Annotated in this window: 21 protein-coding genes and 1 other RNA gene; 9 read left to right on the forward strand and 13 right to left on the reverse strand. The window is 57.6% G+C overall.

Annotation, left to right across the window (positions count from 1 at the left end; translation table 11 throughout):
• The 4 genes from NI20_RS0102825 to NI20_RS0102840 form a co-directional block, all read right to left on the reverse strand.
• The coding region (locus NI20_RS0102825; protein WP_033119940.1) for a hypothetical protein at positions 1 to 912 on the reverse strand (912 nt) is incomplete at its 3' end.
• Positions 905 to 2,686, reverse strand: a complete 1,782-nt coding sequence (locus NI20_RS0102830) for an ATP-binding protein (RefSeq protein WP_033119941.1) — start codon at positions 2,684 to 2,686, stop codon at positions 905 to 907. The genes NI20_RS0102830 and NI20_RS0102825, both read right to left, overlap by 8 nt.
• Positions 2,687 to 2,722: 36 nt before the next feature.
• A complete protein-coding gene (locus NI20_RS0102835; protein ID WP_033119942.1) occupies positions 2,723 to 3,433 on the reverse strand; it encodes a response regulator in 711 nt (236 codons plus the stop codon).
• On the reverse strand, positions 3,433 to 3,996 hold the full coding sequence (locus NI20_RS0102840; RefSeq protein WP_033119943.1) for an NUDIX domain-containing protein: 564 nt from the start codon (positions 3,994 to 3,996) through the stop codon (positions 3,433 to 3,435). The genes NI20_RS0102835 and NI20_RS0102840 overlap by 1 nt, the downstream gene beginning before the upstream one ends.
• A 222-nt stretch (positions 3,997 to 4,218) precedes the next feature.
• Here NI20_RS0102840 and smpB point away from each other — a divergent pair, with 222 nt between their 5' ends.
• The 7 genes from smpB (at position 4,219) to NI20_RS0102870 (ending at position 8,762) form a co-directional block, all read left to right on the forward strand.
• Positions 4,219 to 4,683, forward strand: coding sequence for an SsrA-binding protein SmpB (gene smpB / locus NI20_RS0102845; protein ID WP_033119944.1), 465 nt, complete (start codon positions 4,219 to 4,221; stop codon positions 4,681 to 4,683).
• A gap of 11 nt (positions 4,684 to 4,694) precedes the next feature.
• The gene (locus NI20_RS0102850) at positions 4,695 to 5,216 is read left to right on the forward strand and encodes a peptidylprolyl isomerase (RefSeq protein ID WP_033119945.1); all 522 of its coding nucleotides are present in this window, start codon (positions 4,695 to 4,697) and stop codon (positions 5,214 to 5,216) included.
• Positions 5,217 to 5,291: 75 nt separating this feature from the next.
• Positions 5,292 to 5,638, forward strand: a transfer-messenger RNA (tmRNA) gene (gene ssrA / locus NI20_RS14430).
• A 340-nt stretch (positions 5,639 to 5,978) separates the two neighbouring features.
• A complete protein-coding gene (locus NI20_RS15320) occupies positions 5,979 to 6,737 on the forward strand; it encodes a hypothetical protein (RefSeq protein WP_033119946.1) in 759 nt (252 codons plus the stop codon).
• Positions 6,738 to 6,750: 13 nt separating this feature from the next.
• Positions 6,751 to 7,506, forward strand: coding sequence for a hypothetical protein (locus NI20_RS0102860; protein WP_033119947.1), 756 nt, complete (start codon positions 6,751 to 6,753; stop codon positions 7,504 to 7,506).
• Positions 7,455 to 7,814 carry an HNH endonuclease gene (locus tag NI20_RS0102865; protein WP_033119948.1) on the forward strand — a complete coding sequence of 120 codons (360 nt, stop codon included), beginning with the start codon at positions 7,455 to 7,457 and terminating at the stop codon, positions 7,812 to 7,814. Before NI20_RS0102860 ends, NI20_RS0102865 begins: the two co-directional genes overlap by 52 nt.
• Positions 7,815 to 8,276: 462 nt before the next feature.
• Entirely contained in the window at positions 8,277 to 8,762 is a 486-nt protein-coding gene (locus tag NI20_RS0102870) for a response regulator (RefSeq protein ID WP_033119949.1), read from the forward strand.
• A gap of 41 nt (positions 8,763 to 8,803) precedes the next feature.
• Here the strand turns inward: NI20_RS0102870 and NI20_RS0102875 are convergent, their stop codons facing one another.
• Both NI20_RS0102875 and NI20_RS0102880 read right to left on the reverse strand, forming a co-directional pair.
• Positions 8,804 to 10,555, reverse strand: coding sequence for a hypothetical protein (locus tag NI20_RS0102875; protein ID WP_033119950.1), 1,752 nt, complete (start codon positions 10,553 to 10,555; stop codon positions 8,804 to 8,806).
• 1 nt (position 10,556) lies between these two features.
• Complete coding sequence (locus tag NI20_RS0102880) at positions 10,557 to 11,480, reverse strand: MoxR family ATPase (protein ID WP_081958350.1); 924 nt, start codon at positions 11,478 to 11,480, stop codon at positions 10,557 to 10,559.
• Between the two features lie 904 nt (positions 11,481 to 12,384).
• Here NI20_RS0102880 and NI20_RS0102885 point away from each other — a divergent pair.
• Complete coding sequence (locus NI20_RS0102885) at positions 12,385 to 13,482, forward strand: hypothetical protein (protein ID WP_242842905.1); 1,098 nt, start codon at positions 12,385 to 12,387, stop codon at positions 13,480 to 13,482.
• A 30-nt stretch (positions 13,483 to 13,512) separates the two neighbouring features.
• Positions 13,513 to 14,751, forward strand: coding sequence for a cytosine permease (codB, locus tag NI20_RS0102890; protein WP_033119951.1), 1,239 nt, complete (start codon positions 13,513 to 13,515; stop codon positions 14,749 to 14,751).
• Between the two features lie 90 nt (positions 14,752 to 14,841).
• Here the strand turns inward: codB and NI20_RS0102895 are convergent, their stop codons facing one another.
• The 7 genes from NI20_RS0102895 to NI20_RS0102925 are packed head-to-tail and all read right to left on the reverse strand — an operon-like array spanning position 14,842 to position 19,983.
• Positions 14,842 to 15,030: a hypothetical protein gene (locus NI20_RS0102895; RefSeq protein WP_033119952.1), complete on the reverse strand. Its 189-nt coding sequence runs from the start codon at positions 15,028 to 15,030 to the stop codon at positions 14,842 to 14,844.
• Between the two features lie 16 nt (positions 15,031 to 15,046).
• Entirely contained in the window at positions 15,047 to 15,925 is an 879-nt protein-coding gene (locus tag NI20_RS0102900; protein ID WP_033119953.1) for a DUF3137 domain-containing protein, read from the reverse strand.
• A gap of 14 nt (positions 15,926 to 15,939) precedes the next feature.
• Positions 15,940 to 16,860: a DUF3137 domain-containing protein gene (locus NI20_RS0102905; protein WP_033119954.1), complete on the reverse strand. Its 921-nt coding sequence runs from the start codon at positions 16,858 to 16,860 to the stop codon at positions 15,940 to 15,942.
• A gap of 28 nt (positions 16,861 to 16,888) precedes the next feature.
• Positions 16,889 to 17,818, reverse strand: coding sequence for a hypothetical protein (locus tag NI20_RS0102910; protein ID WP_033119955.1), 930 nt, complete (start codon positions 17,816 to 17,818; stop codon positions 16,889 to 16,891).
• Positions 17,819 to 17,834: 16 nt separating this feature from the next.
• Positions 17,835 to 18,911, reverse strand: a complete 1,077-nt coding sequence (locus NI20_RS0102915) for a hypothetical protein (RefSeq protein ID WP_033119956.1) — start codon at positions 18,909 to 18,911, stop codon at positions 17,835 to 17,837.
• Between the two features lie 35 nt (positions 18,912 to 18,946).
• On the reverse strand, positions 18,947 to 19,708 hold the full coding sequence (locus NI20_RS0102920) for a hypothetical protein (protein ID WP_033119957.1): 762 nt from the start codon (positions 19,706 to 19,708) through the stop codon (positions 18,947 to 18,949).
• A gap of 35 nt (positions 19,709 to 19,743) precedes the next feature.
• Positions 19,744 to 19,983 carry a DUF2442 domain-containing protein gene (locus NI20_RS0102925; RefSeq protein ID WP_197055345.1) on the reverse strand — a complete coding sequence of 80 codons (240 nt, stop codon included), beginning with the start codon at positions 19,981 to 19,983 and terminating at the stop codon, positions 19,744 to 19,746.
• Positions 19,984 to 20,108: the final 125 nt, after the last annotated feature.

Genomic DNA, 20,108 nt, shown 5'->3' on the forward strand with positions numbered 1-20,108 from the left:
GATCGAGGCGGCGGAGACATAGTAGATCGAGCCCGCCTCGGCCTCGTCCGCGCCCTGATAGAAGACGCTGCCGTCGGGCTCAAGGCGCAGCGTGCCGTAGACCTCTTTGATAATGGTGCTGCCGGAGGAGTCGGTGTAGCCGCTTTCCGTGTGGGGGTTGAACTCCGCAAGGCGCAGAAATGCCGCCTGATCGGTGAGGGCATTGCTCGCCGAGAGCGTGTAGCGCTGCGGCGGTTCACTGAAAATGAGCGTGTAGGGCGAGAGCTGAGAGAACTCGCCGGAGAGCGAGAACGCAAAATCTGTGCCGTTGCCATCGAGCGAGGCAAGCGCTTCGCGCAGTGTCGCGCTGCTTATCGACGTCCGGCTGACAAAAAAGCCCTGATTGGCGTCCTGTAAGTAGAGCGTTGCGCCGTTTTCCGCGGGGCAGAGCACAAGCCGCGTGACGCGCAGGAGCGAGGACTCCGGCGCGTCGTTGACGCCGAGAATGCGGCTGAGCACTTCGAGCGGCGTGGGGGCCTCCAGATCGAGGTAGATGCTGCTCGCGTGCAGTGCGGTGAGCAGCTTTTCACCGCTGCACGCTTCATAAGTGGTAGCAGAGCCAAGCGCCTCGCCGAAAAACGTGCCGGCGAGCTCAAAATCTGTGTCAAGCGTCGTGATGGCGCTGAGCCCGTAGCGGGCGTATTCGTTCGTGAACACCACGCGCACGGGGAGCGCGAGCTCGGTCAGATCGGTGGTGACGGCGGTATCGGTCGAGGTGTCGCCCGCGAGCCAGTCCTGCGCGAGCTCGTAGGGCGTCTTGCCCGCAAGGTCGCCGACAAGCGGCGTCTGGATCAGAAGCAGCACGGCGGTAACGGTCAAAACGGCGATCGCGGCGTTTTGCAGATGGCTCATGAGCGTGGCGTTCTTATTCATGGGAATCCTCCCCGCCGATAGGCTGGGTGATGGGCAGCTCTAAGCGGACGGTCGTGCCGGGGCCGAGGCGGTCAACGAGCGTGAGCGAGCCGTGGTGACGCTGGACGATCTCCGTCGCGATGGAAAGGCCGAGGCCTGTGCCGCCGGATTCGCGCGATCTTGCTTTGTCGACGCGGTAGAAGCGCTCGAAAATGCGGCTGCGGTCGGCCTCGGGAATGCCGATGCCGTCGTCCGCGACCTCCATCCAGACAGTTTCGCCCTCGCTGCCCGCGGTGACACGGATGTGGCCGCCGTCGGGCGTGTACTTGACGGCATTGCTGAGGACGTTGAGCATGACCTGCTCGATGCGGCCGCGATCGCCCATGATGAGCGGGAGATTTTCGGTATAGTCGTGCGTGAGCTCGTGCTTGTGGCGGCGGGCCTCAAGCTCCGTCGAGCGGAGCACGGAGTCGATGGCGGCGGAGAACGGAAAGCGCGCCATATTCATCTCGCTGCGGCCGGAGTCAAGGCGCGAGAGCGTCAGAAGGTCCTGCACGATGTGGGTCATGCGGTCTGTTTCGCTGATGACGACATCGAGGAAGTCGTTTTCCGTCTCGCGGCTCAAGTCGTCGCCCGCCCCGCGGATGGTCTCGGCATAGGAGCGGACATTGGTGAGCGGCGTGCGGAGCTCGTGGGAGACATTGGCGACAAATTCCTTGCGGCGCTCCTCGGTCTTGCGGTGCTCGGTCACATCGTGCAGCACGATGAGAACGCCGCCGCTCTCCTCATCGGAGAAGGGAGCGAAGTAGAGCTCCACGCTGCGCTCGCCGACAGTGAGCTCGCCCTCAACATAGTCGCTGCGCTGCATGGTGATGACATGGGAAAACGGGCAGATGGATTCAAACAGCTCGCTGTACACGCACTCGTCCGCCGTGCGGCCTAAGAGCTCGCACGCGGCGGGGTTGCAGTGGATGAGCTTGCCGCTGCCGTCGTAGGCGACGACGCCATCGCTCATGTGGAGAAACAGCGTGTCGAGCTTGTTGCGCTCGTTCTCCACGGCTTCGAGCGTGGAGTGGAGCACGGACGCCATGTCGTTGAATGTGGTGGTCAGAACGCCGATCTCGTCCGTCGATTCGACGGCGAGCGTCTCGTCAAAGTCGCCGGTCGCGATGCGCTCGGCGCCCTCGGTCAGTTTTTCAATGGGGTCGATCATGGTCTTGGCGAGCAGGAACGACAAAAGCACCGAGACGAGAAGACCGACGAGCAGTGCTTGCAGAATGATGAACAGCAGCTCAGAGTTCAGCGACGAGACCGTGGTGCGACTGTCGCGGATGTAGATGATGAAGCTGTTGTCGCCACCGGAGATGGGGATGGCAACATCCATATAGCTTGCGGCAAGGTCGCTGTGATCGCCGACCTCGCCGTTGCGCGCGGTGAGGATATTTTCCGTCTGCCCAAGCAGCTGGCCGTCCTCGTTGCTCGAAGCAAGCACCTCGCCGCTGCGGCCGTCGAGAACATAGTAGTTGCGGTTGCGCGAGTCAATGCTCAGTGTGCCGGAGTAGGCCTCGAGCATCGTTTGCAGGCGCGCGGCGCCGTCCTCCTGCGCGGCCTCTTCGCGCAGTGAGCTCACGAATGCGGCGTTGGACTCGCCGAACACTTCGCTCATCTGCTCGTAAAAATCGTCAATATAGAAGTTCGTGACGCTGGTCATCAAAAACGCGCCCACCACCGCCATCAGCGAGGTGACGAGCAGCAGCATGATCATCACGAGCTTCATATGCAGGCTGCGGAACATAGCAGGAGACTCCTTTCCCGGAAAAGTGCGCGCAACTTACGCCTGCGCGGAGAAATAATAGCCCACGCCGCGGCGCGTGAGGATGTAGGCCGGCGCGGCGGGGTTGTCCTCGATCTTTTCGCGCAGGCGGCGGACGGTGACGTCCACCGTGCGCGCGTCGTCGCCGACGTAGCCGTAGTTCCAGACCTGCTCCATCAGGTCGACGCGGGAGAAGACCTTGCCGGGGTGGCTGGCGAGGAACGTCAAAAGCTCATACTCGCGCTGTGTGAGGTCGATGGGCACGCCGTTTTTGCGCACCTGAAAGCTGTCGGTGTTGATGGTGATGCCGCCGCCGGCGCTCATGGCGTTGTCCTCCGCCGCGGGAGCGGAGAGCATCGTTGTGCGGCGGATGTTCGCCTTGACGCGCGCGAGCAGCTCGCGCATGGAAAAGGGCTTGGTGATGTAGTCGTCCGCGCCGATCTCAAGGCCCAAGATCTTGTCCTCCTCCTCTTCGCGCGCGGTCAGGATGATGACGGGGACGTTGTCGCCCTCGGCGCGCAGCGCGCGGCAGACGTCAAAGCCCATCATTTTGGGCATCATCACGTCGAGAAGAATGAGGTCGGGCTTTTTCTCACGCGCCATGGCAAGGCCCGCCTCGCCGTCGTAGGCCTCGAGCGTGTTATAGCCCGTACGCTGGAGGTTGAAGCGGATGATATCGACGATGTTTTTCTCGTCCTCGACAATGAGGACGGTCTTCTTCTGTTCCATCAGTTCTCTTTCTCCTGTCTCTCTTTTTGCGCTGTGCGCAGGGCGTGGACCTTGAGGATACCGCAGACGGTCTTCGCATCTTCAATCTCGCCGCGCATGACGCGTGCGAGCATGTCGGAAAACGGCGCGCGGCAAAGCTCTAAAAACTCGTCCTCGTCAGGATTCTGCTCACCGAAGGTCAGACCCTCGGCAAGATAAAGGTGCAGCACCTCGCTGTAGCAGCCGGGGGAGACGAGGAGCTTGCCGAGATTCGTCATGCGCTTCGGCGTTGCGCCCGTTTCCTCCTTCAGCTCACGCAGCGCGGCCTCATCGGGGTCCTCTCCACGTTCCAGTTTCCCTGCGGGAATTTCCTCAAGCACACGGGAGAAGACGTAGCGGTACTGCTTCACGGTGAGCACGTTGTCGTTTTCGTCAAGAGCGACGATGGCGACACCGCCGGGATGCTCGGCGACCTCGCGCACGCTCGTTCTGCCGTTTGGCAGGAGCACGTCGTCGCGGTAGATATGCAGAATTTTTCCCTCGTAGATCGTCTCGCGGGAAAGCTGGCGTTCGGTCAGATCCATGATAAAACTGCCTCCTGAGTGCGGCGGATCGCCGCCAAAGCATGGGATAGATACTAAAATTATAGCACGGCGGCGGGCGGAATTCTACTATAAATTAAAGTGGATGGGCAGAATAGAGCGGAATGCGGCGTTTTTTCGAATTGTTACGTTTTTGTGACAGCCCTTGTGCTGGGCGAAAAAGTATGCTACACTATCATAGAAGCGCAAAGGAGGCGATGTGCCGTGGCGGAGAAAAAGGGGATAAAAATCGCGGCGCAGAACCGCAAGGCGTTCCACGACTATTTTGTCGAAGACCGCTACGAGGCGGGCATCGAGCTCAAGGGCACGGAGGTCAAGTCCATCCGCGCCGGCACGCTCAACCTGAAAGACAGCTATGTCATCGTCAAAAACGGCGAGGCGAACGTGCTGTCGATGCACATTTCGCCCTACGACAAGGGCAATATCTTCAACCATGACCCCGACCGGCCGAAGAAGCTCCTTCTGCACAAGCGCGAGATAGGCAAGCTCTATTCGCTCATCAAGCAGGACGGCTACGCGCTGATCCCGCTGAGCGTTTACTTCAAGGACGCGCGCGTGAAGGTCGAAGTCGGTGTGTGCAAGGGTAAGAAAAACTACGACAAGCGCGAGGACGCCGCCAAGCGTGACGCCAAGCGCGAGATCGACCGCGCGATGAAAGCGCGGAGATAAGGAGAGAAATTATGGCAAATCCGATCGTGACCATCGAAATGGAAAGCGGCGCGGTGATGAGCGGCGAACTCTATCCAGAGATCGCGCCCAACACCGTCAACAACTTCATCGCGCTGGCAAACTCCGGTTTTTACGACGGCGTGGTGTTCCACCGCGTCATCCCCGGCTTTATGATCCAGGGCGGCGACCCGGACGGCAACGGCACAGGCGGCCCCGGCTACGAGATCAAGGGTGAATTTTCCGCCAACGGCTTCAAGAACGATCTTAAGCACACGCTGGGCGTTCTCTCGATGGCGCGCACGATGATCCCCGACAGCGCGGGCAGCCAGTTTTTCATCATGGTGGCCGACGCGCCGCACCTTGACGGTCAGTATGCGGCGTTTGGTAAGATCACCGAGAATGCGCAGGCCGCTGTGGACATCTCCCGCGTGAACCGCAACATGTACAACGACATGCCGAAAAAGCCACAGGTCATCAAGACCATCCGCGTGGATACGCAGGGCGTTGACTATCCCGAGCCGGAGAAGATGTAATTTCATTTCCTTTTGCTTTCGCATACCTGACGGGTTTCCCGTATTCGCGGCGCACTTGTCGTGCGCCGCTCACACGGGGGCGTACCGGTTTCGACGGGGGTGTGGAGGCAGGATAAGCGGGCAGAGGCGCCTGGCCTCTATAAAACGGGTAACTTATAAATTAAAGAACAACAACGAAGTTGCTCTCGCTGCCTAAGTAGGCGGCCGTCTGAACCGGAGAGGCCACGGACCGGGGAAGGCGTCGTAAACGTGGCGTCCGTGAGGCGGGAAAGAGTTGACCTGCCCACGCATCATGACTCTACCAAAGCGTAAGGTCCGTCAGGTGTCCTTGCGCGGGGGGAATGTTTAAATCCTGACTGCGCCCGGAGAAAGTCCTGTTAAAGTGCTTTCGGACGCGGGTTCGACTCCCGCCGCCTCCACCAAAACAATATAATCCGAACCTTTATCCAATCGGAGATGGGTTCGGATTTATTGTTTATATCGAGGAAATTGAAGATTGGTAAACGCAAAACCGGGAGGACTGCCGAACATGGCAATCTTCCCGGTTCGTTTATGTAGAATCTTTCGCCGCAGCTTCTTTTTTCTCTTTCCATTCGGCAAATGCCCGCTTGCCCTCATCGCTTTCATAATAATGGTTGCATTTCCATGGTAAATGATAAAGTAACGATTAGCGAACAATGTGTACATTGCGCGCAATGTCATAAAGTTGAAAAGGGCTGTTTGGTTTATAAGTCCTTAGAAATGCCAAAGGGAGGTTTATCGATGTCTGCAAATAAAAGCCTTAACTGCTATTCACATCACGCTCCAAAAGCTGACTGGTTTAAGCAGTACTTTGAGTACAAAAATGATTTTGATCAGAAGCATTCTCTGGGTTCACAGATGTACAGCTTTTTCAAGCGCTTTCTGAGAGATTCAGAGTTGCTTGATGAAGGTGGATTTAGCAGGACTGCTCAAATAATTGATAAGATTGGTTTGGACGAGCCTGCCGCATGGGGCATCATGCTCACAAACTTATCTTATACGCCTCAAATCAACTGGTTTGTTAAGCGGATGAATATGGGAGAAACCTACAGCAAAGAGTACACACTTTCTTTGCTTGTACAGGATGGTGCAAAAGAAAGCTGGGTAAATGATATCTGGAGTTCGTTTGGTAGGTTCGTTGAATTGCCTTTCAACGAAGTTGGTATGGGACACGCATATAAAGAAAAGAATCGGGTTGTATCTATTACAAGATCTCCTTGGGAGTACCCGGAGCCTCTTGTCGTTCTCTACTCTCTCTATAAGTTTGCAGAGGCGTGCGATGGTTACTATCAGTTCACATTGACACGTCTCCTGAATCATGATATTGACAGTGATGGCGTAAGCCCGACGGAGATTTTCGGAATTGACAGAGATAAGATGGAGAAGATTCTCAACGGCCTGAGCGTAAACTATCCGGAGTTTATCAACTGCTCGTTTACGATTGACCTGGACAACATTTGTAAACCCGATGCTTCAGGTCACAAACGAAGACCGGGTTGAAGGAATACAGAACTTGCCTGCATTTATTGAAACTACAGATGCTGATACTTTGCATGTGAAAACAAAGCATCATCCTGAGGAATATCCCTATGCACTATTTAGGATATCCGAGGAAGCGAATCCATATGATGCCTTGTGCCGTATTGATCAGTCCACCGAAGCGATGACCAAAGACATGGGTACAGATGAGCAATGGGCCTATGCTCTTACTCTCCTGCAGGAACATGGAGATTGGGTCAACGCCATAAATCACGAGATTGGTTTGTACAGCAATCTGGAATTGTTTATCAATGCTTCACAGGACTATACCGACGCGAAGAAATGGCTATATTTCATTGCTCTTAAACGGTTTGGTGCTAAAAACGAGTGCCTCGATCGGGCGAGCCAGAAGGCACATGCTTATGAAGAACTTGTCCATTGGGTTGTTCGCGGTCTTGTAGATTTAGACTGCAAATCGCCTGATTTCTGGAAGTTGTACGATTGCCGCAAGGCTTTATTAAATCAGATGGAAGTTTCTGATGATGAAGTTCTCGATTATTGCAGATATATCAAATGCAAGAAGAGGGATGCTCTGTATTATCTTACGGACTCGCACAGACTTGAGAAGGAGCTTATTCTGGAATGTATCGCCGATTATTCAGGAAGCTTCTCATATGCAGAGAGCCTCATGGGAGCAATCCCGTGGGGCTTTTCTCATGCCCGGATGGAGGTGAACAGATGCCAAGAAGACCAAAGCGCCCCTGCTCCTATCCCGGCTGCCCCAAGCTGACAGACGGCAGATTTTGCGAGGAACACGCCAAGCTGGAGGCTCAGCGATATGAGAAATATGACCGCGCCACGGAAACCAAGCGCCGGTACGGTCGGGCATGGAAACGCATCCGCGACAGCTACGCCGCTGCCCATCCGCTGTGCGAACTGTGTCTGAAGGAAGGCCGATATGTCAAAACGGAGGAAATTCACCACATCAAGCCGCTGTCTGAAGGCGGTACACACGCGCGGGAGAATCTGATTGCTCTCTGCAAGCCGTGTCATGCCAGAATCCACGCGGAACGCGGTGACAGATGGCACAACCGGTGACCCCAGGGGCGGTCAAAATTTCCCTCAAGGAAAAGTGAAACCATTCCGCCGAGAAATGAAACCCTGTGAAACCTTTTGAAACCGTATCAAAATTGTCGTACGAAGCCAAACAGGTATTGGACGAACACCTATTTCTTCAGCGGCGGCTTCGCCGTGAAGTGTTCGCTCTGATCCACAACAGAAAAGCGCCGTCTTGGAAGTGATCCCGAGACGGCGCTTTTTCTATATTTCTGAAGCGTTCTAAAACTATACATCTGTATACCTTCAATGCTAAGGAGGGGGGTGCTGTGATGACTTTCCTGTATATGAATCTCAAAAAAGGAGTACTGCGGTATTCCCTCATTTTCAAACTCGATTTAACCAAGGAATAAAAAAGAAGATATGAAGTAATCAAACTAAAGAATCTGAATTCTAACGGCCTATGACTGGGCGGACATCGAGCAGGAGGCGCGCGAGGCAGGTGTGACGGCGTTCTTCTCCATGCCGCTGTTCATGTCCGAGCTGCGCGACGTGCTCTCGCAGCCCTACCGCGTGAAAAAGGAGGAGACGCCCGCGTCGCCGTACTGCTTTGAGGGCAAAAAGGTCCTTCTGGTTGAGGACAATCTTCTCAACCAAGAGATCGCGCAGGCAATTTTGCAGGACGCGGGTTTCACGGTCGATACCGCGGACGACGGCGACGTCGCCGTCGAGCGTTTGCAGGACTCGAAGCAGGGCGAATTCGATCTGGTGCTCATGGACATCCAGATGCCGAAGATGGACGGCTACGCCGCCACGCGCCAGATCCGCACGCTGCCGAGCGACGCTGCCAACGTGCCCATCGTGGCGATGACGGCCAACGCCTTTGAAGAGGACAAGCAAAAAACCATCCGCGCGGGCATGAACGCCCACATTGCCAAGCCCATCGAGGCAGGGCGGCTGATGGAGACGCTCTCGCACATCCTGACATAAAAGAAAGGATCCCGAAAGTTCAACTTTCGGGATCCTTTTTGTCAGCTGCTGAGTTCGCGAATTTCGTCCTGAATGAGCCGGCCCGCCGCGGCGGCGAGCTGGTCGATGCGACGAATGCGCGCAAGGTCGCGGCCATAGATGGCGTTCGCGGCGGGAACGCTCGCGTTTTCGCCCATGAAGACGGCCGCGACGCGGATGCCCTGCGCGCGTAGGGCGCGCACCTCCTCCGCCGTGTCATCGACGCCGATCTGCCCGTCGTAGTCGCGGCTGAGCGGGACTTTGCCGCTCGGCAGAATTTTGTGGCTGTCGTCGGGTGAGGCGTCGGTCAGCAGGATGAGCAGATGCTTTTCCGCGGGTGCGGACTTGATGAGCTCGCCCGCGCCGCGCAGCGCGAGCCCATCGCGGTTCCAGCCCGCGGCGAAGTAATTGAAGACATTGCGCTCGCCGTTCTTGTCGCTAAAATCCTTCAAAATGCGCAGCACTGTGTAGCCGCGCAGGCTGCAAAAGCTCGTCACGCGCACGGGGATGCCGCAGGAGGCAAGACTCTTGGCCAGAATGTAGCCTTGAATGGCGATGGCCTCTTGACAGTGCAGGCGCGAGGCCGAGGCGTCGAGCATCAGATCGACGGCAAAGCCGGGACGGCTCTCCTCGTCGCTGCGTAAAAATACGCGGTCGTCGTGCAGCACCGGTTCGCGCCAGACCTTGGTCCCGTCCAGCCAGCCCTGACGGGCGGGGATGCGCTCGGGCTGCTGGTGGACGAGCAGGCAGTTTCGAATTTGTTCGCTCAGGCGCGCGAGCGCGCTCTGATGCAGGTCGAGGTCGTGTGCGAAGGCGGCGCGGTTCAGCCTGGCCTGTTCCTCGGCCTGCTCGTAAAGACGCTGCGTGTCCGCGCTGATGAGCTGGTTCGACGCGCTCGCGCCCCTTGTGAACCACAGGTGGCAGCCCAGGTGGTTGCCGGTGCAGAGCTGCTGCTCGATGCGCGTGAGCTTGTCGGGCGAATAGATGCTGCGGCCGAAGCAGCGCTCGATGTAGCCGCGGTCCTCCGTTTCGTGCTCGTTGGAGCGCAGACGCGCGCGCAGCGCGTTCGAGACCTTGACCATGCCGTTTTCGCCCGGCATGGCGGAGCGGCCGATGGTCAGATCGTCCGTGCGGACGATCTCGGTCGGCAGGAGCTTGGTGAGAAGCGGTGCCCACTTGTCGTCAAAGTGCAGCTGGAACCCGCCTTTTTTATGCACCGTGCCATCGAATTGCAGGTATTTTTCAAACGCCGCGCGCACGGCGATCTCAAGCTCCGCGGCGTTCATCGTGCCGGGGCAGGCGAGCGCTTGCGCGAGCCCCTTTTCCCACGGGGCGAGAATGGGCGGCTTTTGCCCGAGGATCGTCTTCCAGCGGTCGGACTGCACGGCGTAGACAAGTTGGTTTTTCTCCATCCACTCCTGCCGCGAGAGCTGGTATTCCGACGCGAAAAACTCCTCCGCGTGCGTGCGGCGGAGATCGGCGAGCACAGGGCGCTCGGGCAGTTCCTTTTCATACGCCGCGTTCTCGAGCGCCAGCCAGCACAGCTCGTCGAAAACGTTCTGCCGCGCGTCGCCCGCCCAGTAGGCAAAGAGACGCTTTGGCATCTTGTCGCCGAACCACTTGTGCACAAGGCCGATGACGCAGTTCATGTAAAAGTCCGGCTCGCCGTTTGATTTGAGCGCTAAAAACTGCGGCTCGAACTGATAGTCCCCGCTCGACGTCCAGACGAGGTTGATGGCGCGGCGCTGCTGGGCGGAATAGCTTGACGTCTCCATGTCAGTCGGTGAACAGGCGGCTGCGGTCAAGCTTTGCGGGGATGCGCGCAGCGATCACGTCGCGGATCAGGCTCTGCTCGTAGGCGTCGAACGCCTTATTTGTGATGCCCATGTCAAGCGCGCGGCTCGCGCCGATGCCGCGGCGAATGAGGCGCAGCGCATCCAGAAGACCGCGCAGGTCGAGCGCCTTTTCGGAAATTTCTGCGTTTTCGCACTTTTTCTGCAGATCAAGGAATAGCTGCGCAAACTGCTCTTTGTACTTCTTTTCAAGCGTTGGAAATTCGTCGCCAAGCAGGCGCACAAGGCCGTCCTGGTCGATAGACGGCATCTGGATGACGACAAAGCGCGACGTGAGCGCTTCGTTCAGCTCGCGTGTGCCGGCATAGCCGTAGTTCATCGTGCCGATGAAGCGCGCGGCGGGATCGACCTCCACGCGCTCGTAGCCGGGAACATCGATGGCGCGGCGGAAGTCGAGCGTCGCGTGCAGTACAGCAAGCGCCTCATTTTTTGCCATGTTGATCTCGTCGAGCACACCGAAGCCGCCGTGCTTTGCGCAAAGGTACACGGGGCCGGGGCGGAAGCGGACCTCGCCGCCCTCGAACGTGTCCATGCCGATGAGGCTCGCGGCGTCCATGTTCACGTGGAACGACACGTCCCATGCGGGACGGGCGAAGACCTGGGCGAGGTTTTCCGCCAGCACGTTTTTGCCCGTGGCCTTGCTGCCCGCGAGCAGCAGATTTTCCCCGCACAAAATGGCGGCGACCGCCGCCTCCCACACGTCTTTGCCATAATAATGATACCGCGGCTGCGGGATGCGGTTTTGCAGCTCCGGCGGCGTCGGATACTGCGCGTTAAATTCACGAATGCCATCCAAAAGGTCGGGACTCAGCCCCTCCTGTTTCAAAAAATCCAACAAATCGATCACTCTTTCTTGCCATGTGCACTGCACGTTCTTTTTTTCGGTCATCATCATAACACGGAAAAGGCGGTTTGCAAGTGGTTTTTGAAATTTTTTGCAAAACCACTGCGGGGTGGGTCTCCTGCGCCGCGCAGGGGAGCGGTTAAGGGGGATATTCTCTCACGTGAGAGAATATCCCCCTTACACCCCCAAGAGAACGCAAGGGGCTCTGCCCCTTGACCCCGCCATTGCAAGCGAGCAGCTCGAAGAGGTGCGATGCTTGCCGATTGCACTGCCCATAGCGCGGCGTTGCCGCGTTTAGAGCTGCAAGACGACTTGCCTCTGCTTCTACTATCCGCTGCCGCTCTGCCTGTCTCGTAGTAGTGCAGACTAATTTCCGTCTACCGGAGCACTCATCAATGCGGCGAGCGCAGCAATGCCGCGTTCCGCACGCAGTCTGCCGCCGAGGGAACGTCACTCGCGCCTCACGATAGTAAGGCGCGGTTGCGAGTTGCCACGGCTCGCAGAAGATTCATGGCGAAGCCATGTACACTGCACCCGATTCCGCAGGCTGAGCAGTTCTTCAAGATCGAGACTGCCAATGTCGGGGGTTGAGAGGGACTCCCCTCGCGTTCTCTTGGGGGATCTAAAGAGGGCCATTCTCTCACGTGAGAGAATGGCCCCCTTTGTCCGCACCCTGCGGGTACGCAGGGAATAGGAAAACGGCGCTTGCGCCGCATTGCAAAATGCGTATTGACAAAATATGACGTTATCCATATAATGTCATAAGTTGAAAAAAGGGAGGCCACCTGCTATGCTGCTGAAAAAACGCAACAAATGTCATTTCGCTTCCCTTTTTGTTTTTCATATTTAGTATATGGACCATCTGTCGATTATTCGACAGGTGGTCTTTTTTTAGGAGGAGAGAGCGATGATCGAAAATTGGAAGGACGTTCAGATCGTGCCGGAGTTCTGCGATCAGGGCGTGGACTGCTACCGGCTGGAGGGAGGGCACTTCCTCAACGAGTATTACATTGTCTCAGAAGCCGAGACGCGAAAGCTGATGAACCATCCGGAGGTGGTGGGCTACGAGGTGTACGCCTCGCTCGTGACGGCGACCTCGCAGATGATGTACTACCTGAAGGAGAAAAAGAAAATCACGTCGGCGAATATCCTCTCGATCCTGCGAGGAGCCTTGAACTACCCGCTGGAGGAGAGCTGCTACAAAGAGCACATCCGCGTCCACGACATCAGCTTTATGTCGAGCGAGCGCGTTTTTGAAAACGGCGAGATGAGGGGCCTTGAGATCAAATACTGCAAGCTTGCCACCGTGCCGAACAGCACGCTGCTGATCGGCGACATCATCGCCTCCGGCGAGACGCTTGTGAACTGCCTGCGCTATGTGATCGACTATTACCGCAAGCAGGGGGCCAAGCTACGCAACATCGTGCTCTTCACGATCGGCGGCACGCAGGGCGTCGAGATCCTGGAAAAGCTGACGCAGGAGATCCGCATGTACTGGCCGGGCTTTGAGGGATTTGTCACGGTGTATTACGAGGGCATTTTCAGCTGCTATGAAGAGGGAAACAGGGGCGTTTCCGGTATCAACCGCGCGCTGATCGACTTCTACTGGAAAGGCGGCATCATTGCCCCTGCCTTCCGTCGCGAGACGCTCTCGATGCAGAATCCCCTTTTTGAAAAGTGCACGATCTACGACGGCGGCGCCCGCCGCTACGAGATCCACGAGCATATTGAAGAGGTGCTCGAATTCTGGAACGGCATCTTAGAGCGCGCCGACAGCATCGACAAGCAAGCGCTGCTCGAGGAAAAGCTCGGGCATCCGCTGCCGATCTCCTACGAGGACTGGCTGAAGGACTGCCACTACGAAAAGCTGGACAAAAAGACGACGCGCTGGCTCTATCAGCAGGAGCGCGGCTTTGTGGAGGGCATGCGCGATGTCTCGCTGAAGGAGATCGCGCGCCAGCGGATCGATGAGTTCACCACGACCCTGAGAAAGTATATCCTTTAAAAAATTTATAGATCAGAGAGGACAGAACGCATGAAGAATGAAAAGACGGTAGTGGATATTGACTACGCAGAGGCGATCGTGCCGAAAAGCGCCCGACGCGGCATCGTGACCATGTTTATGATCATGCTGGGCTTCACCTTTTTCTCCGCGAGCATGTGGGTGGGACAGCAGTTGGCGGACGGCCTGGATTTTCAGGGCTTCGTCGTGTCGATGATCGTCGGCGGTGTGATCCTGAGCCTGTACACGGGACTTTTGGGTTATGTGGGCGCGGAGACGGGCATGAGCCTCGACCTTCTGGCCCGCAAGGCGTTTGGCGTCAAGGGTTCGTATCTGCCCTCGGCCATGATCTCGTTCACGCAGATCGGCTGGTTCGGCGTGGGCATAGCCATGTTTGCCATTCCGGTCGCCAACGAGCTGCTGGGCGGCAGCAAGACGGCGGAGTGGGCGCTGGTGATCGTTGCCGGTATCTGCATGACGGCCTCGGCCTACTTTGGCATCAAGTCGCTCACGATCGTCAGCTATATCGCCGTCCCGATGGTGGCGGTACTGGGTACGGTCGCGATGATCCTCGCCGTCATGCGCGGCGACGGCACGATCGTCGATCAGTTTGCCAAGTCCAGCGGCACGCTGACGGTGATCGGCGGCGCGGGACTGGTCGTTGGCTCGTTCGTCTCCGGCGGCACGGCGACGCCGAACTTCTCCCGCTTTGCCAAAAGCGGCAAGGTGGGCGCCATCACAACGGTGATCGCGTTCTTCATCGGCAACTCTCTGATGTTCTTCTTCGGCGGTGTCTCGTCGGTCTATGTGGGCGGCAACGACATCTTCGAGGTGATGATCAACCTCGGCCTGTTCTATCTCGCCATCCTGGTCCTAGGCCTGAACATCTGGACGACGAACGACAACGCGCTCTATTCCGCGGGCCTCGGCCTTGCCAACATCTTCGGCCAGAAAAAGAAGCCCATGGTGCTTGTCTCCGGCATCATCGGCACGGTGCTCGCCGTCTGGCTGTACTGGAACTTCTGCGGCTGGCTGAACATCCTGAACTGCACGCTGCCGCCAGTGGGTATCATTCTGGTGCTCGGCTACTTCCTGAACAAGGAGAAATATCAGGACGTGGAGGTCAGCGAGACGGTCAACTGGTTCGCGGTGATCGGCGTGGTGCTCGGCGCGGTGGTAGCAAATCTGGTGCACTGGGGCATCGCCTCGATCAATGGCATGGTGGTCGCCGCGGTGTGCTACTTGATCGGCCGCGCGGTGGAGAAGAAGTAAAAAAGCGTAATTTCCACCCCAAATAACAGAACAAAAGCCCATCAGCTCGTCGAGCTGATGGGCTTTTTCCTTTGCATGAAGTGCAGAAGATCACTTCGTGCTTGCCGCGTAGAGCATGATCGCCGTCAGCGTGATATAGACCGCGCAGGCCGCGGCGATCACAGCGCAGAGTGCGATGCAGGCGACGCGAAGCGTTCTCTTTTGCCGGAGCTTTCGCGTCGAGAGCACGACGCCCGCGATGGACAGAAAAAACAGCAGTATCGCGACCCAAAGCTGCATACGACCGCTCCTTCCTTCACTCCGCCGCGGGGCGGAAGACGTCGATCATGTCGGTGTACCACTTGAGCTCGCGGGTGAAGCGGCGGCGCAGCGCGTCGGGCGGCTCCTTGCCCTTGCCGACGTCGAAAAAGCCTCGGCCGCTGTGTACGGCGAGGTACAATGTCCCATCAGAATGCAGGCTGACGGAAAAATCGCTGAAAGCGGTGTTGGTGAGCGCAAGGATGCGCTCCATGCGGCTGGGATTCAAAAAGCGCAGCACCCAGTCGGCATCATCGCAGCTCAGGTTGAAGTGCTTGTTGAAATCTTCATAGTCCGTCTTGATCGTTTTGGCGCGGAAAAGCTTGTCGAGCTTGCCGCGCGGCCAGAACATGAGGTCTGCGGGGTACGTTTTGCCGAGCTCACAGGCCATCCACTGACCATTGTAGACCACGCGCTCGGCGGACTCCAGCAAGTCGTTGTTTTCGTTGCGGTATTCGTCCACATCCGTCAGCGTGACAGTGCAGAGCTCGGACGTAAGGCCGCGGTAGGTGAAGTCGATGCGGCCGCTGGCGCTGTCGTAGACGTATGACGGCAGCGGAATGTTTGAACCCTTGATATCCACAAGGTTTTGCTTTCCGATGGGCTGCACGTCTTCAAAATTCGCGTTCATGATCTCCGGCACGAGGGACTCAAAGACCGCTTTTCCGGCGGCCTTCTGGTGCTTGTTCAGAACGCCCTGCCCCAGCAACGCGACGACGATGCCGATGACCGTCAGCGCCGTGACCGAGGTGAAAATACCGATCGCCGTCGCGGCGCAGCCAATCACCGTGAGGAGCTTGCCGCGGCCGCCGCCTCGCTTGCCGTTTTGCAGCTCGCGCGCGAGCTGTTCGTCTGTCATTGTTTGATTTTTTTCCATCGTATCATCCTTTCTCAGTCCCGCGCCGCAAAAAGAGCGGTGTTTTTCAGCAGAAGATCCAGCGTTTCCTCCATTGCGTGCAGCGACGCGCAATAGCTGCGGCGCAGGGCGTCAAGGTCGCGCAGGTCTACATTACTGGCAACGGCGGCAAAGCCATAGTCTGTTTCCACCGCCAGCGAGAGCACCCGGCCTTCCCAGCGGAAGCCCAAAAGCTGTCCTTCGACGCGCTGCCTGAACTCGTTCATCAGCTCCATAAACTGCGGGGCAAGAAGGGAGAGGGCATCCTGCTCCGGCTCTGCTGTGACGCAGAAGCATCGGTCAAACAGCGCATTGCCCGTCGCTGCGCCGCGCGGACTGTCCTCCGTCCTTGCGTTGACGAGGACGGGGGAGGGGGCGGGCGTCTGCGTTTCGCAGCGCAGCACGAGGCCTTTGAATACCATCTCGTGGCAGGTCTCATAGCCTTCGTGACCGCACCCTCGCTCATACACATGGTCCAGCCGCACATTGGCGGCGGAAAAATGCACGCCGCGATAATCGCCCTCATGGAAATTCTCAACCGTACATTCCTCCCACTGACCGTCCAGCAGGTGGAACGTCCGGAGAAACGACTCGTCAACGCACATTTCCGGTGTGTGCATATCCGGGCCGAAGGCCTTTTCCCATTCCGCACGGAAAAAGTCTCCAAACTGCTCCTGTATCAGGGCCTGGAGCTTCTTTTGCGCGCTGCCGCCCAAAAAGACCGCGCAGCAGACGCCGCCGAAGAACAGCACCCCCGTCAGGATGGCCTTGAGCGCGGTGTCCTGCACGGCAAAGTACGAGACCGTGCCGCTCAACACGCCAAAAAGGCCCACCAGGATCCAGACGCGCGACATTTTCTGATAGTGCCCGAGCTTTTTCGAAAGCTCGGCGTCGCTGAGTTTTCCTCTTCCTGTCATTTCACATCCATCCTTTATCATGGCGTTTTCAAATATCCCAGGTGTCCATCCAGTTTTCGCCCCAGTCGTCAGCGGGATCATACGGCGCTTCGGGGATCCAGCCCGCGGGATAGACGAGACCGTCTTCGTCGTGGTAGGCAAGGCCGTCGTCGCCGATGGTATAATCGTTGCCCAGAAGGTAACGGTTCACACCGTCGTAGTACCAGATATAGAAGGTGGAGTATTCGTCTTCGTAAAACTCCGCGTTTTCCATGTCCGTGTAGGTGTAGAAGTCGGCGTTGCGGTAGAAGACACCGTCAAAGTGCTGATCGTCCCCGTAGCGGCCAAAGCGTTCGGCGGAGAGGGTGAAGCTATTGCCGTCGTCGCTGGGGCAGAGGTAGGCGCGCGTTCCGTTGTCGTAGAGGTAGAGGCCCATGCCCTCGCCCTCGTCGTTCATCGTGCCGCTCATGGAATAGTCCGGTGAGCAGGCGATGTACTGCATGAGGGACCAGTCGATGACGATGGTCTCGCCCAGGGCGTTCTGCCACATGCCGTCCCAGTTGCTTTTATCCCACTCGACGATCTCCGCCTCGTCGTCGCGGAGGAAGGTGTGGCGGTGGATGGTGAGCCCGCTGCCCTCGCCGTTCTGGTTCGGTAGCAGCACGCCGTCGTCGCGCAGGAGAAAATTGTAGAGAAAGCCGTTGAAAAAGATCATCGGCCGGCCGCTCGCCTCGGACAATTCAAATTCTCCGCGCCCGCCGAGACCCCAGCCGGTGCGGTAGGCATAGAAGCCCTCCTCACTGTCAAAGTACAGTTTCGAGGTGCCGTCGATGCTCCACATCCCGTCGAGAAATTCCATGTCCATGACGGTCTCATAGCCGCTTTGCGGATCATCAGAGCTGCTGTCGCCGCAGGCGGTCAGGCTCAGCAGGAGCAGCAGCGCGAGCACGAGCGGCAGAAGATACGTTCGGTGCGTCATGCTGTTCACCGCCTTTTTAGTAGCAAATGCTGAAAAACAGCGTGTTGTAGGGGTCGACAAGGTCAGTGTCCATGATGCTCGTCTCGGGCGCGATGCTATCAAGCTGCATCCGTCTGGCGCAGTCCTTATAGTTGTCGAGTTGTGGCGTGGCGGCGAAGACCAGCCCGTCGTAATCGTCGGGCAGGTAGACCATGTAGCTCTTGGTCAGCACCATCGCCCAATCGCTGACGTTGTACTGCCAGTCGGTCGAGTAGGCGAATTCGATGAGGTATTCGTTGCCGTTATAATTGACGGTATGAACATAGTAGTTGTCGCCGCGCTGGCTGTTGCCGTAGGCGGTGGCGGCGGTGAACCACATGCCAGTGTAGTAGTCGTAGAGCTCGCTGTCGGTGTTGGTGATGTACTGCTCGGTGAAGTACGGGATGGAGCTCTCGGGAATGTAGCAGATGGCGTCAAACTGAATCTCGCGGATGCCGTCGTGCGACTGGTCGCTGTGCTTCACGACCTCCCAGTAGCAGTCATTTCTCTCATAGCCGTCGCCAAGGCCGGAGTAGCAGGCAACACCGTTTTCCAGAAGATAAGTGCCCGTGTTGACCGCAGCGTTGATCTGTAAGCCGTTGTCAGAGAAATAGGGCGTGTCGGTCAGGTCGGTCTGCACGCCGTTTTCGTGGAAGTAGGAGTAATCCGGCTCAAAGACATAGTGCTCGTCGGCATCCCAGAACCAGACCATCTGCGTTGTGCTCATGTCGGCGTGCTGGAACGTCACGACGACGTCGCTCTCGCCGTCGCCGGTGATGTCGTCGAATGAGATGTCAAAGCCTGTGCCATCGTCGTTCGCGTCCTCGACCGTCACGGGGAAGGACACGCTGTCGAAAAGCTCCTGCTCGGGCTCGTCGCGGTAGAACGCCGCGCTCTCGGGTCCTACGGTGACGAGAACCTTGACGCTGCCCTCGCCCTCGTGCGTGATGGTGCCCTCGGCGGCGACCACGCCGCTCGCGCGCCAGTCGTCGCCCGTGATGTCATCGCTGCTGTCGCCGCAGGCGGTCAGGCTCAGGCAGAGCAGAACCGCAAGGAAATGATGGAAAGCTTTCATCTTCTTTTCTCCCTTCTTCACTTTTTCAAAACGGCTTACTCAAGGCGTTCGTAGTAGTCGTTCTCGCCGCCCCACACGATGGAATCGGTGTCAAAAAGCGTGAATTCATAGGTGACGTCCTGATACGTCGTGGAAACGGCATAGTACACGTCGTCTACATCGGTCGGGGCCGAGATAAAGCCGCCGTCGACCTCGGTCGTCTCCGCGCCGGGCGCGCGCTCGTAGAGACCCCAGAGACCGCCGCTGCTGTCGATGTAGATGTAGCTGTCGGCGTCGAGATCACCGTCCAGATACCAGATGCCCGCAAGGTAAGAGAGATCGACCGAGCTGTCGCTGCTGTTGTAGTCTTCGGCCTGCGCGTCGAACTCCTCAAGGCTCATTTCGTAGGTGAACGAGCCGAGCGAATAGATGTTCACGCTGCTGCCGTCGGCGGAGAACTGATAGGCGACGCCGTCGTGCTCGTTGTAGGCGTAGATGCAGTCATAGTCCGCGTCGTACTGCAAATAGCCGCTGGTGGCGAGGTCGTCGTTGCTGCCGATGCGCCAGCGCGAACCGTTGGTGTCGATGATGAGATAGTCGAAGTCCGTGCCGCTGTCGGGCAGATAGTAACCTTCGAAAGCGCTGTAATCATAGCTGTCGTAGCTTTCCTTGACAAAGCCGTCGATCGTCGACGGGACATTGGAGTCGTCGCCGTAGTCTGTGTAGTCGCCGGAGTCGTCGCTGCCGCAGGCGGCGAGGGCGAGGCAAAGGATCAGTGTCAGGGTGCAAAGGGCAAGGTGCTTACAAGCGTTTTTCATGTTGATCTCCTCTCAATTTTCAAAAATCGGCGCGCTCAGTGCGCCCGTTCCGCCATGGACAGAATTTCGTCATGGCTCAGCTCCACGTTGTCGAAGCGGACAAAGATGCCGTTCGTCATGGCGCTGTTCCACACCGCGGGATCGGCAAGCGGGCGGAAGCGGAGCTTGTCGAGATACGGCTTCATATCGAGCAGCAGGCGGCTGCCGGAGATGAAATCCACCCGGAGAATGTAGTCCGGGAGCGGTATGACGGCTGAGATGTATTTTCGGTACAAAGGCATTCCTCCCCTCCGGAAAATAAAAGATCCACCGTACAGCCATTGTACGGTGGATCGGAAAGAGTTGGTATTAACCAAAGGTTAGATAATTTCTTAGGAATATCAATGCAAAATAGGCGTGC

The sequence above is a fragment of the Oscillibacter sp. ER4 genome, assembly GCF_000765235.1.
In the GTDB taxonomy this organism is placed as follows: domain Bacteria; phylum Bacillota; class Clostridia; order Oscillospirales; family Oscillospiraceae; genus Hominicoprocola; species Hominicoprocola fusiformis.